24 protein-coding genes and 1 tRNA gene are annotated in these 24,454 nt (G+C 45.4%); 10 read left to right on the top strand and 15 right to left on the bottom strand.

All coding sequences use genetic code 11. The features are described 5' to 3' along the window. Window positions 1-63: 63 nt before the first annotated feature. On the top strand, window positions 64-261 hold the full coding sequence (locus tag WD077_03250) for a DUF1761 domain-containing protein (protein MEX0966227.1): 198 nt from the start codon (window positions 64-66) through the stop codon (window positions 259-261). A gap of 153 nt (window positions 262-414) precedes the next feature. On the opposite strand, the gene WD077_03245 is transcribed toward WD077_03250, so the two are convergent. Beyond that, window positions 415-630 (bottom strand): hypothetical protein, encoded by a 216-nt coding sequence (locus tag WD077_03245; protein ID MEX0966226.1) that lies wholly within the window; start codon window positions 628-630, stop codon window positions 415-417. A 318-nt stretch (window positions 631-948) separates the two neighbouring features. On the opposite strand from WD077_03245, the gene WD077_03240 reads away from it, so the two are divergent. The 4 genes from WD077_03240 to WD077_03225 all read left to right on the top strand — a co-directional run bounded on the left by WD077_03240 (window position 949) and on the right by WD077_03225 (window position 5,117). After that, window positions 949-2,391: an aminotransferase class V-fold PLP-dependent enzyme gene (locus WD077_03240; protein MEX0966225.1), complete on the top strand. Its 1,443-nt coding sequence runs from the start codon at window positions 949-951 to the stop codon at window positions 2,389-2,391. Between the two features lie 421 nt (window positions 2,392-2,812). After that, the gene (locus tag WD077_03235; protein ID MEX0966224.1) at window positions 2,813-3,010 is read left to right on the top strand and encodes a hypothetical protein; all 198 of its coding nucleotides are present in this window, start codon (window positions 2,813-2,815) and stop codon (window positions 3,008-3,010) included. Between the two features lie 26 nt (window positions 3,011-3,036). Then, window positions 3,037-4,506, top strand: a complete 1,470-nt coding sequence (locus WD077_03230) for a hypothetical protein (protein MEX0966223.1) — start codon at window positions 3,037-3,039, stop codon at window positions 4,504-4,506. Window positions 4,507-4,508: 2 nt separating this feature from the next. Further along, window positions 4,509-5,117 (top strand): phosphoribosylglycinamide formyltransferase, encoded by a 609-nt coding sequence (locus WD077_03225; GenBank protein ID MEX0966222.1) that lies wholly within the window; start codon window positions 4,509-4,511, stop codon window positions 5,115-5,117. 40 nt (window positions 5,118-5,157) lie between these two features. Here the strand turns inward: WD077_03225 and WD077_03220 are convergent, their stop codons facing one another. The 5 genes from WD077_03220 to WD077_03200 form a co-directional block, all read right to left on the bottom strand. Continuing rightward, the gene (locus WD077_03220; GenBank protein MEX0966221.1) at window positions 5,158-5,742 is read right to left on the bottom strand and encodes a gliding motility-associated C-terminal domain-containing protein; all 585 of its coding nucleotides are present in this window, start codon (window positions 5,740-5,742) and stop codon (window positions 5,158-5,160) included. Then, window positions 5,700-5,966: a hypothetical protein gene (locus WD077_03215; GenBank protein ID MEX0966220.1), complete on the bottom strand. Its 267-nt coding sequence runs from the start codon at window positions 5,964-5,966 to the stop codon at window positions 5,700-5,702. The genes WD077_03220 and WD077_03215 overlap by 43 nt, the downstream gene beginning before the upstream one ends. 156 nt (window positions 5,967-6,122) lie before the next feature. Continuing rightward, window positions 6,123-7,253 (bottom strand): MBL fold metallo-hydrolase, encoded by a 1,131-nt coding sequence (locus WD077_03210; protein MEX0966219.1) that lies wholly within the window; start codon window positions 7,251-7,253, stop codon window positions 6,123-6,125. A 168-nt stretch (window positions 7,254-7,421) separates the two neighbouring features. Continuing rightward, window positions 7,422-8,225: a phosphatidate cytidylyltransferase gene (locus tag WD077_03205; GenBank protein ID MEX0966218.1), complete on the bottom strand. Its 804-nt coding sequence runs from the start codon at window positions 8,223-8,225 to the stop codon at window positions 7,422-7,424. Next, the gene (locus tag WD077_03200; protein MEX0966217.1) at window positions 8,222-9,415 is read right to left on the bottom strand and encodes a CPBP family glutamic-type intramembrane protease; all 1,194 of its coding nucleotides are present in this window, start codon (window positions 9,413-9,415) and stop codon (window positions 8,222-8,224) included. The genes WD077_03205 and WD077_03200 overlap by 4 nt, the downstream gene beginning before the upstream one ends. Window positions 9,416-9,453: 38 nt before the next feature. Here WD077_03200 and dusB point away from each other — a divergent pair, with 38 nt between their 5' ends. Continuing rightward, window positions 9,454-10,449, top strand: a complete 996-nt coding sequence (gene dusB / locus WD077_03195) for a tRNA dihydrouridine synthase DusB (GenBank protein ID MEX0966216.1) — start codon at window positions 9,454-9,456, stop codon at window positions 10,447-10,449. Between the two features lie 236 nt (window positions 10,450-10,685). On the opposite strand, the gene WD077_03190 is transcribed toward dusB, so the two are convergent. The 9 genes from WD077_03190 to WD077_03150 all read right to left on the bottom strand — a co-directional run bounded on the left by WD077_03190 (window position 10,686) and on the right by WD077_03150 (window position 20,911). After that, the gene (locus WD077_03190; protein MEX0966215.1) at window positions 10,686-11,195 is read right to left on the bottom strand and encodes an SRPBCC domain-containing protein; all 510 of its coding nucleotides are present in this window, start codon (window positions 11,193-11,195) and stop codon (window positions 10,686-10,688) included. A 24-nt stretch (window positions 11,196-11,219) separates the two neighbouring features. Beyond that, window positions 11,220-11,888, bottom strand: a complete 669-nt coding sequence (locus WD077_03185; protein MEX0966214.1) for a DUF2461 domain-containing protein — start codon at window positions 11,886-11,888, stop codon at window positions 11,220-11,222. 12 nt (window positions 11,889-11,900) lie between these two features. Next, the gene (locus WD077_03180; GenBank protein MEX0966213.1) at window positions 11,901-13,175 is read right to left on the bottom strand and encodes a sigma-70 family RNA polymerase sigma factor; all 1,275 of its coding nucleotides are present in this window, start codon (window positions 13,173-13,175) and stop codon (window positions 11,901-11,903) included. Window positions 13,176-13,181: 6 nt separating this feature from the next. Continuing rightward, window positions 13,182-13,529 carry a YciI family protein gene (locus tag WD077_03175; protein MEX0966212.1) on the bottom strand — a complete coding sequence of 116 codons (348 nt, stop codon included), beginning with the start codon at window positions 13,527-13,529 and terminating at the stop codon, window positions 13,182-13,184. A 212-nt stretch (window positions 13,530-13,741) separates the two neighbouring features. Then, window positions 13,742-16,276, bottom strand: a complete 2,535-nt coding sequence (gene ligD / locus WD077_03170) for a DNA ligase D (protein ID MEX0966211.1) — start codon at window positions 16,274-16,276, stop codon at window positions 13,742-13,744. Between the two features lie 269 nt (window positions 16,277-16,545). Further along, a complete protein-coding gene (locus WD077_03165) occupies window positions 16,546-17,037 on the bottom strand; it encodes a hypothetical protein (protein ID MEX0966210.1) in 492 nt (163 codons plus the stop codon). Next, the gene (locus WD077_03160) at window positions 17,034-17,621 is read right to left on the bottom strand and encodes a DUF3109 family protein (protein ID MEX0966209.1); all 588 of its coding nucleotides are present in this window, start codon (window positions 17,619-17,621) and stop codon (window positions 17,034-17,036) included. Before WD077_03160 ends, WD077_03165 begins: the two co-directional genes overlap by 4 nt. Window positions 17,622-17,762: 141 nt before the next feature. Continuing rightward, window positions 17,763-19,994 carry a peptide-N-glycosidase F-related protein gene (locus WD077_03155; GenBank protein MEX0966208.1) on the bottom strand — a complete coding sequence of 744 codons (2,232 nt, stop codon included), beginning with the start codon at window positions 19,992-19,994 and terminating at the stop codon, window positions 17,763-17,765. Between the two features lie 284 nt (window positions 19,995-20,278). Further along, entirely contained in the window at window positions 20,279-20,911 is a 633-nt protein-coding gene (locus WD077_03150) for an HAD family phosphatase (GenBank protein MEX0966207.1), read from the bottom strand. 90 nt (window positions 20,912-21,001) lie between these two features. On the opposite strand from WD077_03150, the gene WD077_03145 reads away from it, so the two are divergent. The 4 genes from WD077_03145 (at window position 21,002) to WD077_03130 (ending at window position 24,394) form a co-directional block, all read left to right on the top strand. After that, window positions 21,002-21,078 (top strand) — tRNA-Ile (locus WD077_03145). A gap of 233 nt (window positions 21,079-21,311) precedes the next feature. Beyond that, window positions 21,312-21,989, top strand: a complete 678-nt coding sequence (locus WD077_03140; GenBank protein ID MEX0966206.1) for a hypothetical protein — start codon at window positions 21,312-21,314, stop codon at window positions 21,987-21,989. 186 nt (window positions 21,990-22,175) lie between these two features. After that, window positions 22,176-23,093 carry an ATP-binding cassette domain-containing protein gene (locus WD077_03135; GenBank protein MEX0966205.1) on the top strand — a complete coding sequence of 306 codons (918 nt, stop codon included), beginning with the start codon at window positions 22,176-22,178 and terminating at the stop codon, window positions 23,091-23,093. After that, window positions 23,090-24,394: an ABC transporter permease gene (locus WD077_03130; GenBank protein MEX0966204.1), complete on the top strand. Its 1,305-nt coding sequence runs from the start codon at window positions 23,090-23,092 to the stop codon at window positions 24,392-24,394. The genes WD077_03135 and WD077_03130 overlap by 4 nt, the downstream gene beginning before the upstream one ends. The last annotated feature ends 60 nt before the right edge of the window (window positions 24,395-24,454 follow it).

Below are 24,454 nucleotides of genomic sequence, written 5' to 3'. Positions count from 1 at the left end.
CAGAATGATATAGATGCCTGGTTATCTGGATGATAAATGTGTTAAAGTAGAATTAATCTGGCTATGTTTTTAATTGATGAAAGTACAACTCTGTCCTGGGGAGCTACTGCAGGATTCTTAGCAGGATTTGGATGGGTAGCTATGTCCTTATTCATTATTGGACAGTTTGAAAGAAAATCCACGAAATATATGCTTATTCACGGTGGTTATGTTACCATTAGCTTTATTGTCATGGGACTCATTATTGGAATGTGGAGATAAACTATAACAAGCGTCATACAGATCACTTCCTGAAAGACAAATTCTCCAGGACTATTTGTAGTGGTTGTGGTCGAATAAATGGCTGTGCCCTTCAGGATTAGAAAAGGCGAAACGAGAGCGGAAAATCCCGAAGTAATTACAAGGTTATAGAACCTATTCCGTTACGCAACTAACTGAATCATATCCAGCTTCTTCCACAAGGTACAGCTCCCAGTTCTCAAGGGTTTGGTTGCTTGATCCCCCACCGTAGGCACAATTCTTTTCTTCGGTAACCACGCCATTTTGCCAGGACTGGCAAGTTTTGCATTTCTTACATGATGAAAATGCCAACAACACAAACGAACTAATAAAGTATGTCCAATATTTCATAGTTATGTACAATTATTTATAAATCAAATCGCCACTGTTCTTTCATTCTTTGGACGAAGCAATTATTGAGAAATTATCTATAGGTATTGTTGTCTCCAACAATACCTGCAAAACTTCCTGATTTTAAAGCCTTGTTTTTCCCGAACAAATTAGTCTTTCTTCTTCACCAGCTTTTGCTTGGCCATAGGTTGGTCTGCATCCCACAGCTCGCGTCTGTAACGCGTGCCTTTCCAGCGTCCACAACAGGCTATAAGCTCTCTCCACCGATCAAAGAACCATGGCCATGAAGTTTCCTCTCCATCTTACATTTGCCAATGCATGAAAGAAGAAATTAAGAAGTGGCACCAAGAATCTGCAGCTTTGGAACCCACACAAGAAGAACGCACGACCTTATCCAAAGCCGTTCTTGATTTTGCAGACGATTTTGTTGAAAAACTACCCGATACATTGGCCTATCATGTAGAGGATAGAAAGGGCAGTGGCATTTACGAACATCCCCTGAGCGAAGACGGACATTCAATAAATGAGGCCCTGAAAATTTTCCAGGAGCATGTAAACGAGCCGGGGCTGAATCCGGCCTCTGGCGGACACCTGGCCTATATTCCCGGTGGGGGCATATATGCTTCCGCAATGGGGGATGTCCTTGCAGCCGTTACGAACAAGTTTGCCGGTGTGTTCTATGCCTCTCCGGGGGCGGTGCGGCTTGAGCACATGCTGGTGCGGTGGATGGCAGAAATCATGGGTTATCCTGAATCGGCTGTAGGCAATCTTACCAGCGGAGGCTCCATTGCCAACCTCAATGCGATTGTAACGGCCCGCGAAGCCATGAACCTCAAGGCGCGGGATGTTGAGAATGCGGTGGTATATTATTCTGCCCACACCCATCATTCTGTACAAAAAGCACTGAATATCGCAGGGCTTGCAGAGGCGCAAGTCCGCATTGTTCCGGCTGACGACAATTTCAGGATGGACACAGCAAAATTGGAGGCAATGGTGGTGAACGATGTGGCCGCCAGCTTTCGGCCGTTCCTGATAATCGCCTCAGCGGGCACGACTGACACAGGCGCTGCTGATCCGCTGGAAAAAATTGCCGCCATTGCGCAGAAATATCATTCCTGGTTCCATGTGGATGCGGCTTTTGGCGGCTTCTTCGTGCTGACAGAACATGGCCAAAAGGCTTTGCGCGGCATCGAATGCTGTAACTCCATTGTGCTGGACCCGCACAAAGGGTTGTTCTTGCCCTACGGCAGCGGAGCTGTGCTGGTACGAGACGGAAAAAAACTTCGGGATGCGCACCGGTTTCAGGCGGCTTACCTCCAGGATACCGCAGATAGCCAGGACGAGTTATCACCAGCCGAACTATCAGCCGAGCTTTCCCGGCATTTTCGCGGCCCGCGTATGTGGCTGCCCTTGTTCCTGCATGGCATTGCACCTTTTCGGGCGGCTCTCCGAGAAAAATTGCTGCTGGCGCGCTACTTCCACCAGGAGATCCGGAAACGCAAAGGGTTCGAAGCAGGTCCCGAACCCGACCTGAGTATTGTCATATTCCGGTATGTTCCGGAATCGGGCAACGCAAACGACTTCAATAAACGGCTAGTTCGCGGGATCGTGAGAGATGGCCGTGTGTTCCTTTCCTCTACCACCATTAACGGCATCTTCTGGATTCGGATCGCGGTACTTTCATTCAGGACGCACCTGGAGCATATTGATCTGACACTTGATTTACTGGAAGAGACGGCTGGCCACCTGCAAAAAACCTGAAATACCAAACCGTGGCCGAAGGGTATGTAAATTCCGAAATTTGATCTCTATCTAATTCAGCAACTGGGATTGCTGGAGACTGGTTGTGAAGAGCACAATAAAAAATAGCTGCACCGTCAATCCAGTGCAGCTATTTCCCCAACCAACCCAAAAAACAAACCTATGAAATGTCTCTTTTTATTTTTTCTGTAAAACGATCGCTTTTGTCGCGGCCATTTTTGATAACACAAATATCTGCTGCGTCAGATAGCTGTAAAAACCAGAAGCGATGCATTGCTTTCGGATGTAAGATAAGGCACGCACAGATCCCATAGTGGCCTGCGAAAAATTGGGTGGGCATCTCCGTTTTTGCATTATTCCCTGTTAACAGCAAACAGACAAACTTTTTGATACAGCGCATTTTTTAAATTAATTATTATAGATGAGAAAGAAGATAGATGGAGACTGCCAATTTTTTGATGCCGGCTACAGCTCATGCAGGGCGAACCCGGTTTGGTCTTTCACAGCAATTCCTGAAGACCCTGGAAATAACTTGCGGATATCGCTTCCCGGCTCGGGGAACCGGTACTTCTTCTTGTTTACCGAAACAGAACCTTATCATCCGTCAGCAGGGCTTTAATTAATTTTGCATCTTAAAATAACGATTTGAAACAAGCCGGGAATTTTCTGTTGATCCTTCTCTTAATAGGAATATTTTCTTCTTGCAAAGACGATATTGCAGGCTCGCCAACGGCCAATATTCCTCCGGAAACATATACTGTTGCGGACACTATTGTACGGGTGGGATCCGACCGGTTTACTTCCAGGATCACTGTCCGCTGGTGGGGCGATGATCCTGATGGTTACCTGGCGGGTTTTGAGATTTCTCAGGATGGCGGCCCCTGGAGCTTTACTACCCGGCAGGATTCGGTTTTCCTGGTCGAAATTCCGCCAGGGCAAGACACTTTCGATTTCATTCTTCACGTTCGCGCCATTGATAATGATGGAGTTCAGGACCCTACACCGGCTATTATTGCATACCCCGTAAAAAATTCTGCCCCGTTGGTCGCCTTCCAATATTCCGGGGGCAGCCCGGCCCGAAATCCGGTAAAAACCTTCCCGGTTATAAAATACTTCTGGGAAGCCACGGACCCTGATGGCTTTGCCAATATTGATCATTTTGAGTTGTACCTGAATGATACTACCAGTGCGCCTTTTATTATTGATGCCGTATTCAGTTCGGCCACGTTAAAGGCAGTAAACCCGGAAGCTGCACTGACGGATGTTGAGGTACTTACAGGAAGCAGCCTCATTCCTGAGCCAGGGACCATGCCCGGCCTGCGCACCAATGATTCGAATGTTCTTTACATCCGTGCCGTTGACCAGGTGGGCGCAACTTCTCCGCTAATTTCATCCTATAGTATTTATGTGAAACGCGTGGTTTCTAAAGTTTTGCTGGTAAATGCATATTCCACGAACCTTCAGCAACGGGAAGATTTTTATTTAAACCATCTCGGTGCAACAGGAATATCAAATGTTGATACGCTGCGGGTAAGCGAAGTAGTGGCCGGCAATTACACGTCCCTTGCTGCTGACAATCCTACGCAGGAGATGATCTTCGCCCTGTTTGATGTGCTGATCTGGTTTGGGAGTGAAGCCACCACATCGCTGCCGATGGCACAACGAACCACGGATCAATTTTTCAATGCCGGGGGCAAAATGTTCATTGCCACCAACTATTCTTCAGCCATTGAAGAACAGGCAAATTTTCTTGATTTTACACCCATTGATTCTTTGGTAGAGCCTCCGGCAGGTTCGCAGTTCCGGCTGGCGAATGATGCCCGGATCATTCCGGTGTTGACCGGATGGCCGGAGTTAAAGTCAGTACAGATCCTGAGCAGTGCCAGGCCGTTTTATGAGGCAGCAAATACAACCGCTATTTATACAGCCGAGATTACTCAGAGCAGCAGTTCAGGCGCTAATATCTGGCCCGGCCACTCCACCATCATGGCCAAACGACCGGCCAGCGGCCAATCCAACTTTATCATTTCATCGCTGGAACTGCACAACCTGGACGGCAACGGAAATATGCAGCAGTTTTTTCAAAGACTCTTTGTTGACGAATTCGGATTGTGAGCATGGCAAAAACGAATCTGGCTATTTTTGCTTCAGGCAGTGGTACCAATGCCGAAAATATAATCCGTTACTTTTCCAAAAATCCGGATGTGGAAGTGGTGCTGGTGCTTTGCAACAACGCTCAGGCCGGAGTACTGGACCGGGCCAGACGCCTGCTGGTGGAAACGCACATATTTAATAATCAGGAACTAAAGGATAAGACTATATTGCACCTGTTGCAGCAAAAGAAGGTGAATTGGGTCGTCCTTGCCGGCTTTCTCTGGCGAATTCCGCCTCACCTTGTGAACGCGTTTCCGCAGCGCATTATCAATATACATCCGGCACTGCTACCGAAGTTTGGCGGTAAAGGCATGTATGGGATGAACGTTCATAAAGTGGTAAAGGCAGCCGGAGAAATCGAAACAGGAATAACTATTCACTACATTGATGAAGCGTATGACCGCGGCCAGATCATCTTTCAGGCAAAGGCCGCTGTAGATGCAAAAGATTCAGCAGTAGATATTGCCGCCAAAATTCACAAGTTGGAAATGAAGCATTTCCCGGTTATTATAGAAAAAGAAATAAGAAGAGCCTCCAAAGATTCACTGAGAACAGACCAGACCCGGGTTTAACTATGAACCTGCCTTTAGCCGTTTATCCTTCAAAAAATCTCTACCTCACAAGTGTCACCTGGCCGGTAGCGCTGGTTTTCCAGCCATCCGCAGAGCTGATAATGGTGAGTACATACACGTAGACGCCATCAGGGGCGAGGTTTCCTGCCTGGTTGCGGCCATCCCAGGTCTGGCTTGTGGTACTTTCAAATACTACTTCGCCCCACCGGTTATAGATCTTCCAGGCAAATTGATCATCCGGGTTCAGCAGCACAGGTGCAAATTCTTCGTTGTAGCCATCTTCGTTAGGGCTGAAGGCTGTGGGAATATGGAAATTGAAGAGGTCAACGAGGGGCACGATCCGGTGTACTTCATGCTCACAACCTTCATTCGTTATTGCCCGTAGCTTCACAAGGTATTCCCCCAGCCGCCCATAGTTGTGGTAGGGATGCTCTACATCTGTGCTGTCCCCGTCCCCAAAATGCCACAGGTATTTATCGGCTCCGCTTGAGGTATTGGTAAAGATCATTTGGCCATGCGGAGGTTTATCAGCCTGAAAAAAGTCAAATCCGGCTGTTGGCGTAGGATGCACCACAATATCATTCAACAGGATTGTATCGGCACAACCGCCACCATGCCTTGCCATTTACTGGTGCTGGTATTTGGGCTGCTGCCATCCCACCACTTCCAGGTGTAGATATAGGACCTGGAGGAGGTGTCTGTAATAATAAAAGAAATGGATGAGTTTACGCATCTTGGCTGGCTGGCACTTACGGTGTACGTGCCTGAGCAGGTCTGGGTATGAGCGAGGTCTGGAGTGAGGAAAATGAGGAGAAGCAATAGCAACAGGCTTCTGATCGTGCATTTCATAGTAAAGGAATGGTTGAAAAGTCAGGAAAAGACGGTACTTCCTTTCGGCTTGGCTCAGGGAAGCGTGATCGCAAATCTATAAACATATAACCTGCTTTGTCTCACTGTTTTCAGGGAAATTTCAGAGTGCTATATGCCGCATCCTGGAGGAGTGGCTCAGCGCACTCCCTGCCACCACTCATTCTGCGGGTAAGGATGTCCCACCTTAATACGCTCCCCAATATAGGGCGTTACCACATTTAGCCCTGCGGATAAGACACCGGCAGTAAACTTCTCTGCTGGCTCCTGCCAGGTATGAGGGGCGAGTGAAAATGCGCCCCAGTGGATCGGCATAACAACTTTGCTGTTGATGTCCAATGCTGCATTCACGCTTTGGTCCGGCAGCATATGGATGTCCTCCCACAGCTCGTTGTACTGGCCGCATTCAATCATGGCAAAATCAAACGGGCCGAGCTTTTCTGCTACCTCCCTAAAGTGGGGCCCGTAACCACTGTCTCCGCTAAAGTAGATCCTGTCGTTTTTTCCTTTAATTGCCCAGGAAGCCCACAGGGTTTTGTTCCTGTCGCCCAAGCCGCGGCCCGAGAAATGACGGGCAGGTGTAGCGGTAAAAGTCAGCGTACCGAACGTAGCAGAATCCCACCAGTCCATCTCGGTAATTTTTTCTGGCGGTACGCCCCAATGCTTCAGATGGGAACCCACGCCCAGGGGCACATAAAAATGGCCTGTCAATTTGTGCAAATCTTTGATTGAAGGATAATCGAGGTGGTCGTAATGGTCATGAGAGATCAGCACCGCGTCAATTGACTTCAGGTCGGAAATATTAATGGGCTCCTCATAAGGGAACCTCCGGCCGAAAAAAGCTACCGGTGATGATGTAGTGCCCAGCATAGGATCAATCAGCAACTTCATACCGTCCATCTCCACCAGGACTGCAGAGTGGCCATACCAGGTAATATAAGTTGCATTGTCAGGGTTGGCTTCTTCCCCGGTTTTCCCGCTTTCGTCAAACTTAACCGGTATTGAATCCTTAGGTGCCGTATTTTTTGCTGTAGCAAAATTATAGACCATTTGCACTACGGCCCGCGGGCTGAAACTCAGTTCGGTTTCAATAAGATTAATAAAATTGCCGTCAGCGTAATTCGGTGAGGACTTAATCCGCTCCAGGTGTTCCCCGGTTGGTGCAGCCCCAAATTGAGGCGCAAAAGAAACGAATGCCATAATCGCAATAATTAACAGGAGCAGAAGCACCCCGGTTGTAATAAAAAACTTCTTAAATACTCTTTTCATAATAAAACCTGTGGTATTGTCAAGATTTTAAGACAACAATTAAAAAAACAAAACCAACCCTGAATTAAACAATAACTAAATGTCAGAATAACCCATCCCTCATTCACTGATCACTCCCTCACTGTTCACTGATCACTCTCTCACTGTTCACTGATAACTGATAACTGATCACTGTAAAACCATTCGCACATAAACATAAACCACCGGAGCCGTCATCAAAACAGAATCAAAGCGGTCCAGTATTCCGCCATGGCCGGGCAGGATGTTGCCGGTGTCTTTTATTCCCAGGCTGCGCTTCATCATGGATTCGAAGAGATCTCCAAAAGTAGCGGTAAGCACGATAATAATACCCAGCGTTACCCAATGGATCATGAGCAGCGACTGGCTGAAGAGGCCGATAAGCGCAGCAACTCCCAGGGTCATCACAAATCCGCCTATGCTGCCTTCCACGGATTTTTTGGGTGAAATGCGGCTGAACAAGCGTTTACGACCTATGCGGGATCCGATCAGGTAAGCAAACGTATCATTGCTCCAGATGAGCAGGAATATTCCCAGCACTATCCAGTAGCCGTCCATCGTGAGCATTGCCCCAAGAAGGCCTAATGAAAGCGAAATATACACGATGCCCATGAGCGTAATGGACAAATTGATAATAGGATTTTCCTTTTTTCGGTAAAGCTCTGCGATGCACATTATGATAAATGCTGGGATTACCAGTAATAATATATTAAAAGAAATATATCCCCAATGCAAAAGTGGAATAGCCGCAGTAACGAAAGCTCCTGTAATGGATCCAAAGATGATCTGCGGATCGTAGTTATAGGATTTGTAAAGATTATAAAATTCATAAATTCCCAGTACGGAAAAAAGCAATATAACCAGCAGAAATGCCCAGATGCCAATGAGGATAGAGGATATGATCATCAGCAAATAGACAGCACCTGTAATAGCCCGGATCTGCAGATTATTCATAAAATGTTGTTCCTGATAATTCCCAACGCCTTGTCTGCATCCTCCTCATGGCAATATATTTCAGCATCGCCAAATTGGTATGATGAATCTTTTTTATTTACAACGATGGCTTTTATTCCTTCGTTCTCCAATGCTCCCACCAGGATCTCTGCTTCATAAACCTGGTTTACACTGTATATCTTTATCCAGTTAGGTTCCTTTTCTTCAGGTTTAATTTCCAGATTTCCTTCCAGTCCTTTTTCTGAAACATATAATGAAGATTTATTTTTGGTTTTTAATTTTTGATATATAAGAAATAAAATAATAACGGTGGAAAAAACACTGATAAGCGTGAGCCACCACGGGAAACTTTCTTCCTCCTCAATATTAATATCAATGATGCCGTTATTATAAAGGTAAATGCCCAGAACGGCCAGGAAATTATTTAGAAAATGTGCAAAAACCGGAACCCAGATGCTGCCGCTCCAGTATAGCAGATAGCCGAATAATACGCCCATTGCCATCCGGGGCAGGAATCCATAAAACTGGAAATGAATAAAGCTAAAGAGAAAACCGGCCACAAAAATGGCAATATGCGGATTAAGTGTCCAGTGGCGGAAAAGGCGCTGTATGGTGCCTCTAAAAAACAATTCTTCGGATATTGCCGGGGCCACTGCAATGATGAGCACATTCGACAAGAAAGTACCCACGCCTGATCCGGCAAGCAGTTTTTCTGTCAGTTTCTCCAGGGATATTTCGCTTTTCTGCATCCATTCTTCAATAGCAGAGAAGCTTTGTGGCAATTGCATCTGTTGGTTCACCTCAATCATCCAGGCAAGCAGCGGATAGAATGCGAGCCACAACCCGCCAACAACGAAATAGAGCCACGGGGCAGCATATTTGTCAGCGCCCATAAACCGCCAGGGCTTCCCGCTGTGGATGCGGCTGATGAGCCAGGCAGAAACCAGGAATGCCAGCACAGGCGAGAAAAGCTGAACTACCTTAAGAGCCTGCACCATCTGCATAGAAATATTGTCATAATCTATGCCCATGAAGGCATCGAAAGGGAGATTAAAAATGAGGGAAGCAAATAAGCTCCCGGTTATTGCGAAGACGAACAGGCTGGTGATGGTGATCCCGGCATACAGAAAGCATTGGCCGATAATAAGTACAAATGGCTGTTTTTCCCCACCCGCAAAGGTGTTAGTCATAATTGGCGTTTAACTTTGCACAAAGATAAAAGATACCGTTGGTAAAGATAGGAGACATAGCGCTGGGGCCATTCCCGCTGCTGCTTGCCCCAATGGAGGACGTGAGCGATCCACCATTCCGTGCCGTTTGTAAAGAGCAGGGCGCAGATTTGATGTATACCGAGTTCATCTCGTCCGAAGGGTTGATCCGCGATGCCGCCAAAAGCCTGCAGAAGCTGGACATCTTTGAGAAGGAGCGCCCGGTTGGTATCCAGATATTCGGCTCTGAGATAGACAGCATGATAGAGGCTACCCGCATTGCCGAGCAGGTGCATCCCGACCTGATTGACATTAACTACGGCTGCCCTGTGAAGAAAGTGGCCTGCAAAGGTGCCGGAGCAGGCATTCTCCAGGATATTCCCAAAATGGTTAGGATGACGGCTGAGATCGTTAAAGCCACCAAACTTCCGGTAACGGTAAAAACCCGCCTGGGCTGGGACGAGAGCACAAAATACATCGTGGAGGTGGCGGAGCGGCTACAGGATGTTGGCATCCAGGCCATTTCCATACACGGCCGCACACGCAAGCAAATGTACAAGGGCGAAGCCGACTGGACACTAATAGGACAGGTGCGGGAAAACCACCGCATGCGCATACCCGTTTTCGGTAATGGCGATGTGGATACCCCGCAAAAGGCACTGGAAATGAAGCATCGCTATGGTGTGGATGGCGTGATGCTGGGCCGCGCGTCAATCGGCTACCCCTGGATTTTCCGTGAGATAAAGCATTTTATTGCCACAGGCGAGGAAGCCGCACCTCCCACCCTGGATGAGCGCGTGAAAGTCTGCCGCCAGCATTTCACCAAATCGCTGGAATGGAAAGGAAACCGCCTGGGCGTGGTGGAAATGCGCAGGCATTATCACAGCTACTTCAAAGGATTCTTCGATTTCAAGTCCTTCCGTATGCGGCTGGTGACCGAAGATGATCCTGCGATGATTCTTGAAATTTTGGAAGAGGTGCGGGAGCATTATGCCGGTGCAGTGGTAGCTTGTTGAGGCAGAGAAAGGGCGTATTCAGATATCGAAATACCAATTGCAGAGATTATTTTCTCCGACTTCTCACATTTTATCGTATTCCAAATCATCCGTTTTATTATTTGGTTTCTATTTGATCTTTAGTTTCTGAGTCTGAAGTTTCCGTTAATGAAAATCCAAGCAAAATGCAACAAGCAACACTATGATAATTATTACTCCATATATTTATAGTCAAACTATAAATTTAGCTTGTACCATCAACTGTTTACCAAATCACGTGTTTCTTCTTGTTTCAACCCTTTAGCGTTTAGTGTTATTCCATATTCCATCCATGCTTTTAAATTGGTCAGCCAAAACGTCCATCCGTTAGAGCAGCCTACAAAAAAGTCCTTTTTAGCCTTATCATCAGAAGGAATATTCTCTTGTGTAAGAATGATTTCGGTTCTCAATTCAGAAGGTTCTAAATTAACAATAACGTTACCACCGGAACCAAATGTGAAGGAAATTAAATCAATACCGTTTTCTTTCAGTATTATGCCATTTTCTTCAAAATCCCAGTTATGCCATTTCCACGTGAAGGCGTCTCCTTTTTTTACTAATTCATTTGATTTTCTGAACTTATCAGTTGCATCACGATAGTCAGCTTTTTCTAAAAACCACGACTCCATTCCATCTTTGGTAGCCCAGGCAGAATAAACTTCTTCCATTGGCTTTTCAATTGTGATTCGCTTACGAAAAATAGTCCAATCCATTTCCGGTACTTTCATAACTCCAAGTTTATTTGTGTTAGTTTACTTTTTAAATGCCTTTTTCAAAAAATCATTCATTTTCTTTCCCGCAAGATAATATTTCATCAATTCATCAAGAAGCTGCTCCGATGTGATCAATTCCGGCTTTAATTCAGCAGAATAGAAAAACTGTTTGTTTGCAATTAATGGTTCTTTTTCAGCAATTTCTTGAAACTCTTTTGGAATACGTTTGTTTTGTTCACCTTGTAATTTACCGTATTTTTCTTTAAATGATTTATCATTATTTACACTGGAAAATTCAGTTAAATTAGCTGAAATGTGATTTCTAATTGCTTCAAGAGTTGTGCTGTCAACCATATAAGCTCCACCGTAAATCATTATACCTTCAGGCGATAACTGAAAGTAAAATCCTGGATAAGATTTGTCTTTTTTACCATACACAGAAATATTCGCTGATACATGCGTGTTGTATGGAGTTTTGTCTTTTGAAAAGCGAATGTCTTTGTTGATTCTCATGATGGCTTCAGAGGCTTTAATTTTTACCTCAGGCTCATGTTCTTGAATTCGTTTGATCATTTCTTCAACAAAATCTGAAAATGGTTTTTTAACTTCCTTTTCGTAGGTTTTACGATTTTCATCAAACCAAGCCTTGTTGTTGTTTTTTGAAAGTTCTTTGAAGAATTTCAAAAATGAGGTATTGAAGTAAGTCATAATTTTCTTCTTTTAGTTTTTATTTATCTGGCATTGCAGGATTTTCTTTCGCAAAAATTCTCTGTCAGCAGGTGAAGCGGATAAGCTCAGCGCCTGCGCATAATATATTTGTGCATTTTTAAACTCGCCTTTTCGTTTGTAAATATCTCCCTTTGTGGCCGATACAAGAAAGTTCTTTTTTAAATCTGCTTTGATCTCTAATTCATCAAGCGCTCGTATGCTGTCTGAACAGCTAAGGTAGCTTTCGGCAATAATTCTGTTGAGCGTTACAACGGGCGAGGGTTCTAATTGCTCCAATTGATGATACAAATAAGCAATTTTCTGCCAATTGGTTTCTTTAAATGTTGTGGCGGTACAATGTATAGAGGCAATAATTGCTTCAATATGAAAACGTGTAAGCGTTTCCGACTGAGTCGCTTTATTGAGATAATGACAACCTTCCTCAATAAATATACTATTCCATAAACTGCGATTTTGTTCTTCCAATGTAAGCCATTCATCGCTTGTGCCAAGCCTTGCAGGGAAACGGGAAACATTGAAGAACATTAAGGCGATCAACGCATTAGTTTCGCTGTTTACTGCACAGCCATCATTTTCCAAAAGTTTGGCGAGACGTATCGCTTCATAGCACAAATCATTATTAATCGCCTCTTTGCTGCGAGTGGTTTTGTATCCTTCATTAAACATCAGGTAAAGGATGGTCCGAACCGTTTTTATCCGCTCGTCCGCTTGAGCAATGATGTTTGTTTGCAGGATATTATCCAGTTTTCTAAGCGAAGCCTTTCCTCTTGTCAATGCCTTTTTTACGGCTTCTTCATTCATCAGCAAGGCATTCGCAATTTCAGGAATACCAAATCCGCACAAAATATTAAGCGTGATTATAATTTGATTTTTAGTTGAGAAACTTGGATGGCAACATGTAAACAGTAAACGCAATTGACTGTCCTTAATTTCTTTAGGGGAAAGTAAGATGTCAAACTGATTTTCAATACTCTTGTCAAACCGATTGAGGTAAACCGAAGGTGGAAATGCCTGGGTTTTATTTTCTCTTTTAAAGGTATTAAGCGCTTTGTTTTTTGCTACCTGCATCAGCCATCCCGAAGGGTTATCTGGAATGCCCGAAAACCGCCACTTGGAAAGTGCTGTTTCAAAAGTATCCTGAACTACGTCCGTGGCAATATCAATTTGACCTAATCCAAACATCCTGGACAAAACAGCAACCATCTTTCCCGAATTTTCACGGAAAAGATGGGCTGTCAATTGATCGATATTGTCTTGATTATTCAACCTGTTTTATTGTTCGGTCTGGATGATTTCACGAATTTCAACGGATCCGCCCGTGTTGAGAGAAGGACAACCTTTGGCAATTTGTGTGGCTTCTTCCAATGAGGTGGCAAGCAAAAAATAAAAACCGCTCACTCCCTCTTTGGCTTCAATGTAAGGCCCGTCTGTGAGAATTTTGTCATTGCCCTTTAGGTGTTTACCTGCCGGAGTTAAAGGATTTCCACCTTTAAAATTTCCGTTTTGAACGAGTTTTTCTACCCATTTTACATGTTTTGCAATATCGTCCTGCATTTCCTGTGGGGTCATTTTCCCATAGTTATCCAGGTTTTCCCGGATCAGCACTAAATACTCTTTCATTTTTTTACTTTTTGAAGTTGATCATTATTGTTATTATCTCTATGACAACTGAACTTCGTTTTGGGGGACAATATGGTCAAAATATTTCTGTAATGCAATTTCTCGGAGCCTGCCAAAAGCAGGTAAAATTCCTTTTTAGATTTTCAAAACGGGGCCTGGGGCAAAGGAAATAACGGCAATTGCGGATAGCACATAATCTTATCCCAGGCCGCTTATTTCTTTTCCAGTCTTGCCAGCGTTTTGGCCAGGTCTATTCCTTTTTCGATGGCGCCCTTAAAAAGGTCTCCGGTTTTTTCAATACGGGCGGGCAGGTTTTTCATGGTGAACTGTGAAGGATGCAGGCCGCTCTTTACCTCCTCCCACTTCAGCGGGGTGGAAACGGTGGCGCCTGGTCGCGGGCGAACACTGTATACGGAAGCGAGGGTTTGGCCCTTGTTGTTTTGCAGATAATCAAGGTACACCTGCTTTGTCCGGAGTTTCGTCATCCGGGCTATGCTGGTGAGTTTTGGAAGTTTCCTGTGGGTCAGGTAGGCAATCAAATGCGCAAAATTCTTTCCCTGCTCATAGGTATGCTTCGCGCCAAGCGGTATGTAAATATGCATTCCTGTGGCCCCGGATGTTTTCGGATATCCTGCTATGGCCGCTTCATCCAAAACCTCCTTCACGGCCAGTGCCACTTCAATTACCTCCTCAAACGTGTTTTGTGCAGGATCAATGTCTATCACTACGTAATCAGGATGATCCGGCTGCTGCACGCGTGAACTCCAGGGATTGATCTCAATGCATCCCAGGTTTACCATCCACAGCAGCGAAGCGGCATCCTGCACCAGCATGTAGTTAATGTCCGCATCTGCAGAGTTTCTGGGCACCTTGTATCGTGCTATCCAGGAGGGTGGGAGCGTGCCCATATCTTTTTGGTAAAAGGCCTCCCCATTTATGCCGTCAGGATGGCGGTGCAGCGACTGCGGACGGTCTTTTAAATAAGGGACAATATACTCCGCCATTTTATGATAATATTCCACCAGGTTTCCCTTAGTATAGCCTTCTTCCGGCCAATAAACCTTGTTCGTATTGCTAATGGAGACAGCCTGTTTCCCAACTATAATTTTACTTTTGTTTTTCGCTGCTCCGGCTTTAGAATTTTGGTTTTGAACCGGCTTTGCCTCTTGTTTTACAACACTGCCGGGCTGCGGTATTTCTCTTACAATTTCCCGTGGGTTTTTGTCATCCCGCATCCCCCGGAACACCGGGTGGCGCATTATCCCATCATTCGTGAATTCTGAAAACGCAACTTCGCACACCAGTTCAGGCTTTACCCACACCGCATTTTTTGCTACCGGAACTTTATTGGCAAATGGCTTATTTTCAATGCGCAGAGGTTGCATAGCACCATATACCTCCTTCAGCATTTTCTGGTCGAATCCTCCGCCACTGCTGCCAATAAAACGGAACTTTTTCCCGTCATAAACCCCCAGCAGCAACGAACCAAAATACTGTCGTCCGCTCTTTGGTAACGTATATCCACCTACTACAGCTTCCTGCGTTTTTAGTATTTTCATTTTCACCCAATCCGGGCTGCGCTTGCCCGGCCGGTAAGGGCCAGCGCCCAGCTTTCCAATAATTCCCTCCAGTTCATGGCTTTCGGCAAGAGCGTAAAATTCTTCGCCTTTTTCTATAATATGATCGCTATAAATAATTTGATTAAATCCCGTGACCAGTCGTTGTAAAAGTTTTTTGCGTTCCAGCAGAGGCACGTTTATTAAATTATGGCCATTTAAATAAATTAAATCAAACACCTGGTATTGCAACCGATCTTCATACTTCCGGCTGTAGTGCTGCATTTTTTGAAAATCCGCATGGCCATTTTCATCCACCACTACTATTTCCCCATCAATTACGGCACTTGCCTGCAGCCTTTCCAACTCTTTATTTAACGGGATATATTTTTTGAATAATAATTTATTTCGCGAATAGAGATTTGCCGTGCCTTTATCTACAAATGCAAGTGCCCGGTAGCCGTCCCATTTAATTTCAAAAAGCCAGTCCTTGTCGGAAAAAGGTTGGTCAATGAGGCTGGCAAGCATAGGCTGGAACACTTCAGGTATGTTAGCCTTTTTGGCTCCGGCAGGAATAGGCTTCAGCAAATCCTGCACCTGCTCTGCCGTAAGGGGTGACGGCTCTATATCTTTAGGTGGAATTTTGGAGCCGGGCTTAATGTGCGTTTCGCTGTTGTAAGGCTCGTCTGTGGCAAATTTATCATTTTCCTTAATCAGCAGCCAGGCATTCTTTTGTTTTTCATCCTTTAATTTAATTAAAGCGAAACCACCCTGTAATTTTTCCCCGTGCAATTCAAATTTCAGGTGGCCATTGTGCAGGCCGTTCAGGAGTTGTTTCGCGGCTTTATCAGGATTGGTGTTGCCGGGAGCCGTGAGTTTTCCTGCGTCCCATATTTCAACCGAACCAGCGCCATATTCACCTTTTGGTATTTCCCCTTCAAAGTCTTTGTAGCCGAAAGGATGATCTTCAGTTTGCATAGCCAGGCGTTTGTCAGCAGGATTCATAGAAGGACCTTTGGGAATTGCCCAGCTTTTCAGCACGCCCTCCATCTCCAGCCGTAAGTCATAGTGCAGGTTTCTGGCATCATGGCGCTGCACAACGAAAATGGATTCGGAATCTGATTTTTTGCCGGCTTCCGGTTCACTGGTTTTAGAGAAATCGCGCTTTTCCCGGTAGTCATTTAAACTCATTTATTTCCGCTTTAAAATTCAAATTCTAATAAAAATAAAATATGATTTAATGAATTATTATTCCCGGTTTATATTTTGGGGAATAAAACATTATAGCAAAACGGAGAATGCAGGCTGATTGTTGAGCGCCTGGATCAGCGGGCAATCCGTGGTTTACAGGGTTCTGTAATAGTAGATTTAATTTAAACAAATCCGAAGATACCGGATCTGTATGGAGTGGATATTTAATAGAATAACCGGAAATTAAATAAAGCAAAAGGCTACGATGATTAATCGCAATCCTGGGGCTGAAAAGCCGTGGAACCCCGCACCACCTGTACTCTGAAACAAACCCGGTGATTTACCGCCTGGCCGTCCTTGACGGCTGCATTCCATGCCGGCATTTTTAAAACTGCATATTCAATAATCCGGTCAACATCAGCATGGATGCTGCTGACGGCTCTGAAATCCTTAGCGCGCCCATTGCAGTCCACCACGAAAGAGATCGTACCGGTTTTTTCGAGGGAGCGGTGTGGGTTAGGGATCCTGAGCGTTTTATAAAAATACATGGCCAGCGCCTGATCTCCATCAGGAAACAGGGGCGGAGTGTCAACTTCCTGTGTTATGGCGCTGTCGCAAGCGATCATTTCTTGGGGAGGCATTTCCTGCTGCGAAATGGCGGGAGCCTCCTCAGTTTCGGACTTATTGCCGGATCTGGATGGGCCGCAACTCCACAGCATCAAAAGCGAAATCATCAAAATATTGTATTTCCAGCCGGTCATTCTTTTGTCATTTCAGTTGCCTCAATGTAATCGTTTGCGACCTCTGTCAATTCCCCGTACCATTCCTCGCCAAATTTGCGGATGAGCGAATCCTTGCAGAATTTATATACCCGCACTTTTAATTCAGATCCCAGTTTGCAGGCATCACCACAGATGGCCCAGCGATCATAATTCAGGGCCGTCAGCGAACCAATTTTGCTGATGCGAACCGGATAAAGGTGACATGAAAGTGGTTTGCGAAATTCAGTTTTTCCATCCTGGAATGCCTGTTCAATAGCGCACTGCCAGGTGCCGTTTTCGTTTTTTGCAAAAACACATTCACGGCCTTTTACCAGCGTGGTCACCAGCTCATGTTCCGGATCCTGCTCATAGAATCCCTTCTCCTTCACTACGTGCCTTCCGGCCTCAGTCATGTAAGGCTTTATCTTTTTGTAATCAGCCTTTATGTGGTTTATCTCCTCCTCTTCGAGCGGAGCGCCAAAATCTCCCTCCACGCAGCAGATGCCTTTGCATTTGCTGATGTTGCAGACAAAGTCCTCGGTTATTACTTCGTCAGAGATCAAGGTGTCACGATGGATGAGCATGAATAGCTTTTTGTATTTTCCGAAGCTGCAAAGATGCGGCTATCTGTCCTCATGTTGTGATTTGTAAATAAGGCTGCGTTTTCCCGGATTTTTAAGCTTTAATTTTTGGCTTTGAAATAACATAACAATAGGCTTGATAAATTAGTGCTTCAGCACCCGCTTTACCCAAACATTGTTGCCGGAACGAACGCGGATCAAATAAATACCTTGTTCATAATCAGCTATATTTAAATCAATACCCTGGTTTTGATAATCCAAAATCTGAGCTTGCTTTTTTAGTTGTCCGGCTGCATTATAAAGTTCAAAATGTACTGGCGCTTTCTGTGGTAATACGAGGTCAATAAACAAGCGTTCTTTTGTGGGATTCGGAAATACCTGTAGAAATGTGGTGTTGCGTTCCGTTTCCTGCACATCCACTGTGTATCCTACCGTGAAACTGTAACGGATCTGCGTTCCAAAATCAGGATCGAAATTTTTCAACAGGCCCAGGGAGCCGGAGCCTTTCATCAAACGCGCATAACCCGTTCCTGCTGAATTGGCCCAGAAGCTCAGCCCGTCTTTTCCCGCGTCATCTATTTCCAATGTATAGCAACCTATTGCATCAGGGAAATTAAAAGTGTCCTTATAGATTGTATTATTCGCCATGCCGGAACGCTGATACAGCGTCTCCCCTTTATAGTTTGTAACCCGGTAGGAAGATTCATTTCCAGCGGAATTTGTTTTCAGCCACAGCACCACGGTCTCAGGCAATTTCTCAGGCACATCGAAAGGAGATTCCATTTTATTGTTCAAATCATTTTCATCAGGCTTTCCATTGGGGTTTCGTACCTCGGCTGTAAAAGTTGCCACATCCTGAGAGGCGGTATAAAACAACCTGCCCGGAAGCGCCACCTCCGCTTTTTCTCCAAATGCCAGGCTGCCGGTCCACGTATATAGATCGAGGTGGCCACCTTTGGGACCGTAGATAATCTCCACGCTTTCGAGGGTGGCCGATCCCAGGTTCTGAATTTCGATGATCGCATTGGCACAAACCGGATTCTGGCGGATATGATTTTCGTCCTGGGTTGGGGCGATGATGGCGGAAACGGTTGCGTCATTCTCATAAGTTATTTCACCATAAGTAAATAGTTGTGCAGCGATAATGTAGACTGGCGTGCTGCCGCTACCATTGTAGCTGTAAGGCTCCAGGTCCATGTCCAGCTTCATGTTGCTGCCGGGCGCCATCCAGGGTGTGATCTCATGATCGAAGGCAATGGCAGCTCCACCGGGGCACCAGTTGGCGCGATCGTAGAGCCAGGTGCCGGCCTGGGGGTAGACCGGGTTCAGACCGCAGTCGTCCTTCCAGATGAGTTGTGAAAATCGCTGCTGCCCGTTTACTTTCAGGTAATAATCTTTAGGACAGAACTCAGCGCAGTTTTCGTTGCCACCAAAGCCGTGGCCACTGGGGAGAATGCGCACGCTGGCGCCCTTCGCTTCTGCAGGGATGGTCACCTCCCGTTCCACCAGCCTGCTTTCTATTGGATTGGAAGCTACCCCATATTGAAAAGCCCCTTGCCACAAATTTTGTATGGCCAGTACTTTTCGCGGGGCCATGCCTTCTATCAGCTCAAAATCCAGGGTAATGGTGAATCCATCCTGCCAGCCGTCATACCGGGCCCGTATTTCTGTTGAATCGAGGAGGAGCGGCTCGTAATCCGTTATGTCAAAGGTCCAGGTATGTTGCCAGTTCCTGTCGAAGTTCCCGGCATAAGGCGTGATGACCCGGGCCAATTCCACCGCCTCCTTCACTTCATACGGAGTATAAATTTTATGGTGAGAAAGGAAAAGTGAGGAAGTGGCCGGAACCCACACGGAATCAACCGTATCTCCATTTATATTAAAAACATAATTGTAAAAATCTCCTTCCCATGCAATAAATGAATCGGTTGGTGTCAGCGGGTTTTGTGGGTCTTGGTAAAGCAATACCTTCCAGTCTTCAGCAAGTGTGGAATCCGTCAATCCTGTTTTGGTATTGAAAAAATGAACGTACGTAGGATCCGTCCGGTAGTGGAACGTATCTATTTCCTGCCCGTCTGCGGTAAACTCCGGAGCCAGCGCCAGGGTTGAGTCCCACTTACCGGTTTTTCTGAGCACCTGGATCTGGGTGGTGTAGTCCCACTCGCTGCAACCTGTGGAGGGGCAGCCCAGCGTGTAGTGCAATAGTATCTGCCTGAACTGCTGAGATGGGGGAGGAAAAACCGCGATGCGATCTTTATTTCCGTTCCAGTCCCAATGCACATTTTCGTGGCTCCTGACGCGGATGGTATCACCTGGTCCGGCAGCGGCTATACATGCAAATGAAATCGCGAGGGACAAAAGGAAGTATGTCTTCATAGGATTCAGATTTTAATGGCTGGAAACGAAGGTAATGATAAGGGTTCATTGCAAGAACTTTGGACCGGGAGGGCAAGTGTTTCTGTGCTGAAATACAATCACTTTAACCGAATCTGAAAAAACCCCTGGGGAAAGGTGATTTATAAAAACGGATATCCTGGTAAACATTCCGGTTCCGAAAGCATTATATATGGTAATCCGAAAGGATAGAATTCATGGGTGAATTCTTTATAACACGGCAGGTATTGAAGTTAATTCAATGCCTGCCGTTTTTTTATGCATCCTTATAAAGCAGGCCACTTCAGGTATCTTTTCAGCAATTCCCTCAGCGATTCGTCCTTGTCCTTTAATACAGCGCTGATACCTGTTCTCCGGGCAGCTTCAACATGCTGAGGGCTATCATCAATGAACAGTGTCTCCTGCGGTGCAAGGTTGTTTTCGCGTACTACCAGGTTAAAAGCTGCCTCATCCGGTTTACGAAGCCTTGCCAAATGAGAGTAGTAAGCCCGCTCAAAAAGGCCGGAGAAATCCGCAATCCCGTGTTGCCTGCTGATCAATTCATTGAATTCCGGATAATGGATCGCATTGGTGTTGCTGAATAGAAACAGCCGGAAATGAGGTTTCAGCTCTCTGAGCAGTTCAAGGTTTTCTGCTGGCAGTCCGATTAGCATACGATTCCAGGCATCGCGTACCTGTTCGCGGGAAACGGGCTTTTTGCAGTGCCCCGCCAGGGAATCAAGAAATTCATCTGCATCAATCTTCCCGGTGTCCAGCCGGTCAAAAATGGGCGATTGGCGCATCTGAGAATAGATCTCTTCAAAATCCGTTATTCCCAGCGCGATAAAAGCCTCTTCAGTTCGCTGGTAGTCAATATCCAGGATTACACCTCCCAGATCCAGGATCAGGTTTTTGATCATTTTCTGCGCTTGGTTATTTGTAGAATTTGCGAGGGAATCGCTATTTTTGCACCCCTTTCAGATGGTGCAAAGTTAGGCCATAAGGAAAGCGGGCCCATAGCTCAGTTGGTTAGAGCAGCGGACTCATAATCCGTTGGTCGTAGGTTCAAGTCCTACTGGGCCCACCAACCGCTCAATCCCTTGTAAGTTGATAAACTTGCAAGGGATTTTCGGTTTAAGGGCGGTAGGGATACTTTTACCATGGAGCAGTGACATTGAGTTCAAACGAACCGAGTTGCGGAAATCAAGGTCTTTGGCATTATATGGTAGCGAACGTGGAATGGAAGAACTTGCCCGGTACGTATCTATATTATTCTTCAAGTTAAGAATATGGGAATCAAAATGAAAAAATTTACAGGAAATGAGGAAACTTCATTTTTTTATCATATTGCCACTTTTAATAAAGTGTGGATTTCATGATAGAGATAATAATAAAAAGATGCATGGCAATGATAATGCGATTCAAGAAAGTAAAGAATTTGGAGTGTATTCAATTAATTTATATGAATTATACAACTCTACACAAGATACATTGATTTTTAAAATAAATGGCAACCATATAAAACTTAATTCGACAACCCTATCTTTTGGGGATGAAGAATATGATTTGATGGAGGAACCGAATTCTACATGGGAGAAAATTATTAAGCCGAAAGTTTTTGATCCTGAAGCAGGTGTCTTTTATATCGAAGGTTTTAGAATAAACTCAACGACCGAGCTATACTTTGAACAAAAAAAAGTTGATTTTTTAGGTTCAAAAAAATACATACGTTTTTATAAATATGAAGAATTTTTGAAGGATCGGCTATTAGGCTTTCCTATCAATAACCCACTTAGAGTCTACCCAAATGTTGATAGCCCTGTTGTAGACTCTCATTTTACACAGTACTATTATGAAGTAAAGGAGTATGAAGGGGACTGGGTAATGTTGGAAACAGAATCAGAAGCATCGGGTGTATCAGTATCTGGCTGGTGCTTATGGAAAATTGAAGATAATCCTTTACCGAATGTTCCAATCGAAATAATTTATTGCTTATGACCTTGTATATTAAGCCCTATAGCCTGCCTTTGTTACTTTAAGAAATGACCACAGTGTATTTAAATAGACGCCTTTCAGGAATTTTTTTGGATGAGTCAAAGCTAAGGCCCGAATATAAAGCGCGCATCAATTTCCTTTTGGTAACGGGAGCTATACTTTTGCGCTCATTTTTACAAAAGGGGTTGCATGAATATTCTTGAAGCTAAAGAGGTAACGAAACGGTATGGCGACTTTCTGGCGCTGGACCAGGTGAGTCTTTCGGTACCGAAGCAATCTATTTTCGGGCTGCTGGGACCGAACGGGGCTGGCAAGAGCACGCTCATCAGGATCGTAAACCAGATCCTGGATGCTGACAGCGGTGAGGTGCTGCTGAAAGGACAACCCATGAAACGGGACGATATCAGCAATATCGGGTACATGCCGGAGGAGCGGGGCCTCTACCGTAAAATGAAGGTGGGGGAGCAATTGATCTACCTGGCGCAATTGAAAGGATTGCCCGGTAGCAAAGCGCGGGAAGAAGCACGGCAATGGATGCAGCGACTGGATATTATGGATTGGTATGATAAGAAAGTGGAGCAACTCAGTAAGGGGATGCAGCAAAAAATACAGTTTATCACCACCGTGATTCACAACCCTGAGCTATTGATTCTGGATGAACCTTTCAGCGGTTTTGATCCCGTAAATGCGGAGGCGATAAAGCAGGAGTTGATCCGGCTCAGAAACCAGGGAACTACCATCATTCTCTCAACCCACCGGATGGAACAGGTGGAGGAAATGTGTGAATTCATGGTATTAATCAATAAGGCAAAGAAAGTAATTGGCGGCAGGGTAGATGAGATCCGGCAAAATTTTAAGGCAAACATATACCGTGTTATTTACCGTGGAGAACTGGATGAACAAGGCATTCCTGCGGGTTTTGTTTTGCAAAACCAGAAACTGCGCGAGGATGGATTCTCTACCGTTACCTTCCGCTCGGAAGGAATGCAGCACCCGAACGTATTGCTGCAAAAGTTGATGGCAAGTGTGGAGATCCACGGATTTGAAGAGGAACTGCCATCCATCAATGATATTTTTATAAGGCTGGTAAAAGAGAAAACGGCATGAGAAAGATCCTGCTTATCATCAGGCGTGAATACCTGAGCCGCGTCAAAAACAAAACCTTTATTTTCCTGACGCTCCTTGGTCCATTGCTGTATGTACTGATGTTTACCGCTCCCGTATTAATCGCTACTATGGACAGCGAGCAGCGCTATAAAGTAATTGTAGTGGATGAGAGCGGGAAGTTTGCCGGCATGCAGGATCCTTCAGGAGAGGTGGCGTTCCAGTATGCAGAGGGGCTAATGGATGAAAATCTCCGGATGGAATTGCTGGAGAATACCGATGCGGAAATGATCCTGCACATTCCGCCTTTCGAGAAGAATGATCTGGACAGCGTAGAGATTATTTCCGCAAAAAACCTTGGGATTGGAATTACAAACCATATAAAAGATTTACTCTCTGATGAACTGAAAGAGCGAAGAATGGCAGCCCTGGGAATTGGCCGGGAAACCATTGAAAGCATTTCGGCCAGGGTGAAGATCCGGTGCAGGGTAGTGGGAGAAGCAGGTTTGCGCGAGAGCAGCGTGGCAGCCGCAAGTGGCGCAGCTTTCGGAGGGGGTTTTCTTATTTACTTTTTTATTTTTCTCTATGGTGGACTGGTACTAAAAGGGGTACAGGAAGAAAAATCCAACCGGATTGTCGAGATCATCATAAGCTCGGTAAAGCCCTTTCAATTGATGCTGGGAAAGATCCTGGGAATTGCAATGGTGGGCCTTACGCAGTTTGCTTTCTGGATTATTCTGACGGTGCTCCTCACATCAATTGCCAGCCTCCTTTTTATGCCTGATCCCGGTTCAATGACTTTGGCCGGAGATTCCGGAATGGCGCAGGGGCCCGAAGGTGCGGAAATGTTCCAAAATATAATGGCCAGTATTGATACGTTGCCGCTCGGACTCCTCTTGTTTAGCTTCGGATTTTATTTCCTTTTTGGATACCTCCTGTACAGTTCCCTATTTGCCTCTTTTGCAGCGGCTGTGGATAGCCAGTCGGATACCTACCAATTCATGTTCCCGGCTTCTGTCCCGTTGCTGTTCAGCATTATGACTCTTCCGGCACTTATTAATAATCCTGATAGCGGCCTGGCATTCTGGCTGAGCATGATCCCGTTCACTTCGCCCGTTATTATGATGGCACGCATTCCCTTTGAAGTTCCTGCCTGGCAGCTTCTGCTTTCAATGGGCCTTATGGTGGCCGGTTTTCTTGGCACCACATGGCTGGCCGGGCGAATTTACCGGGCCGGCATTCTTATGTATGGCAAAAAAGCCAGCCTGAAGGAAATGGGGCGGTGGATAGCTGGATCCAGATAATGCGCATTGCTCAGCGAAGGGGAAGAGAAAAAACCATCTCATTCTTTCAATGTTATAGAA

It is taken from the genome of Bacteroidia bacterium (assembly GCA_040880525.1).
Classification (GTDB): domain Bacteria; phylum Bacteroidota; class Bacteroidia; order CAILMK01; family JBBDIG01; genus JBBDIG01.
Note: the sequence above shows the minus strand (reverse complement) of the source record. Positions and strands in the feature narration are given on the sequence as shown.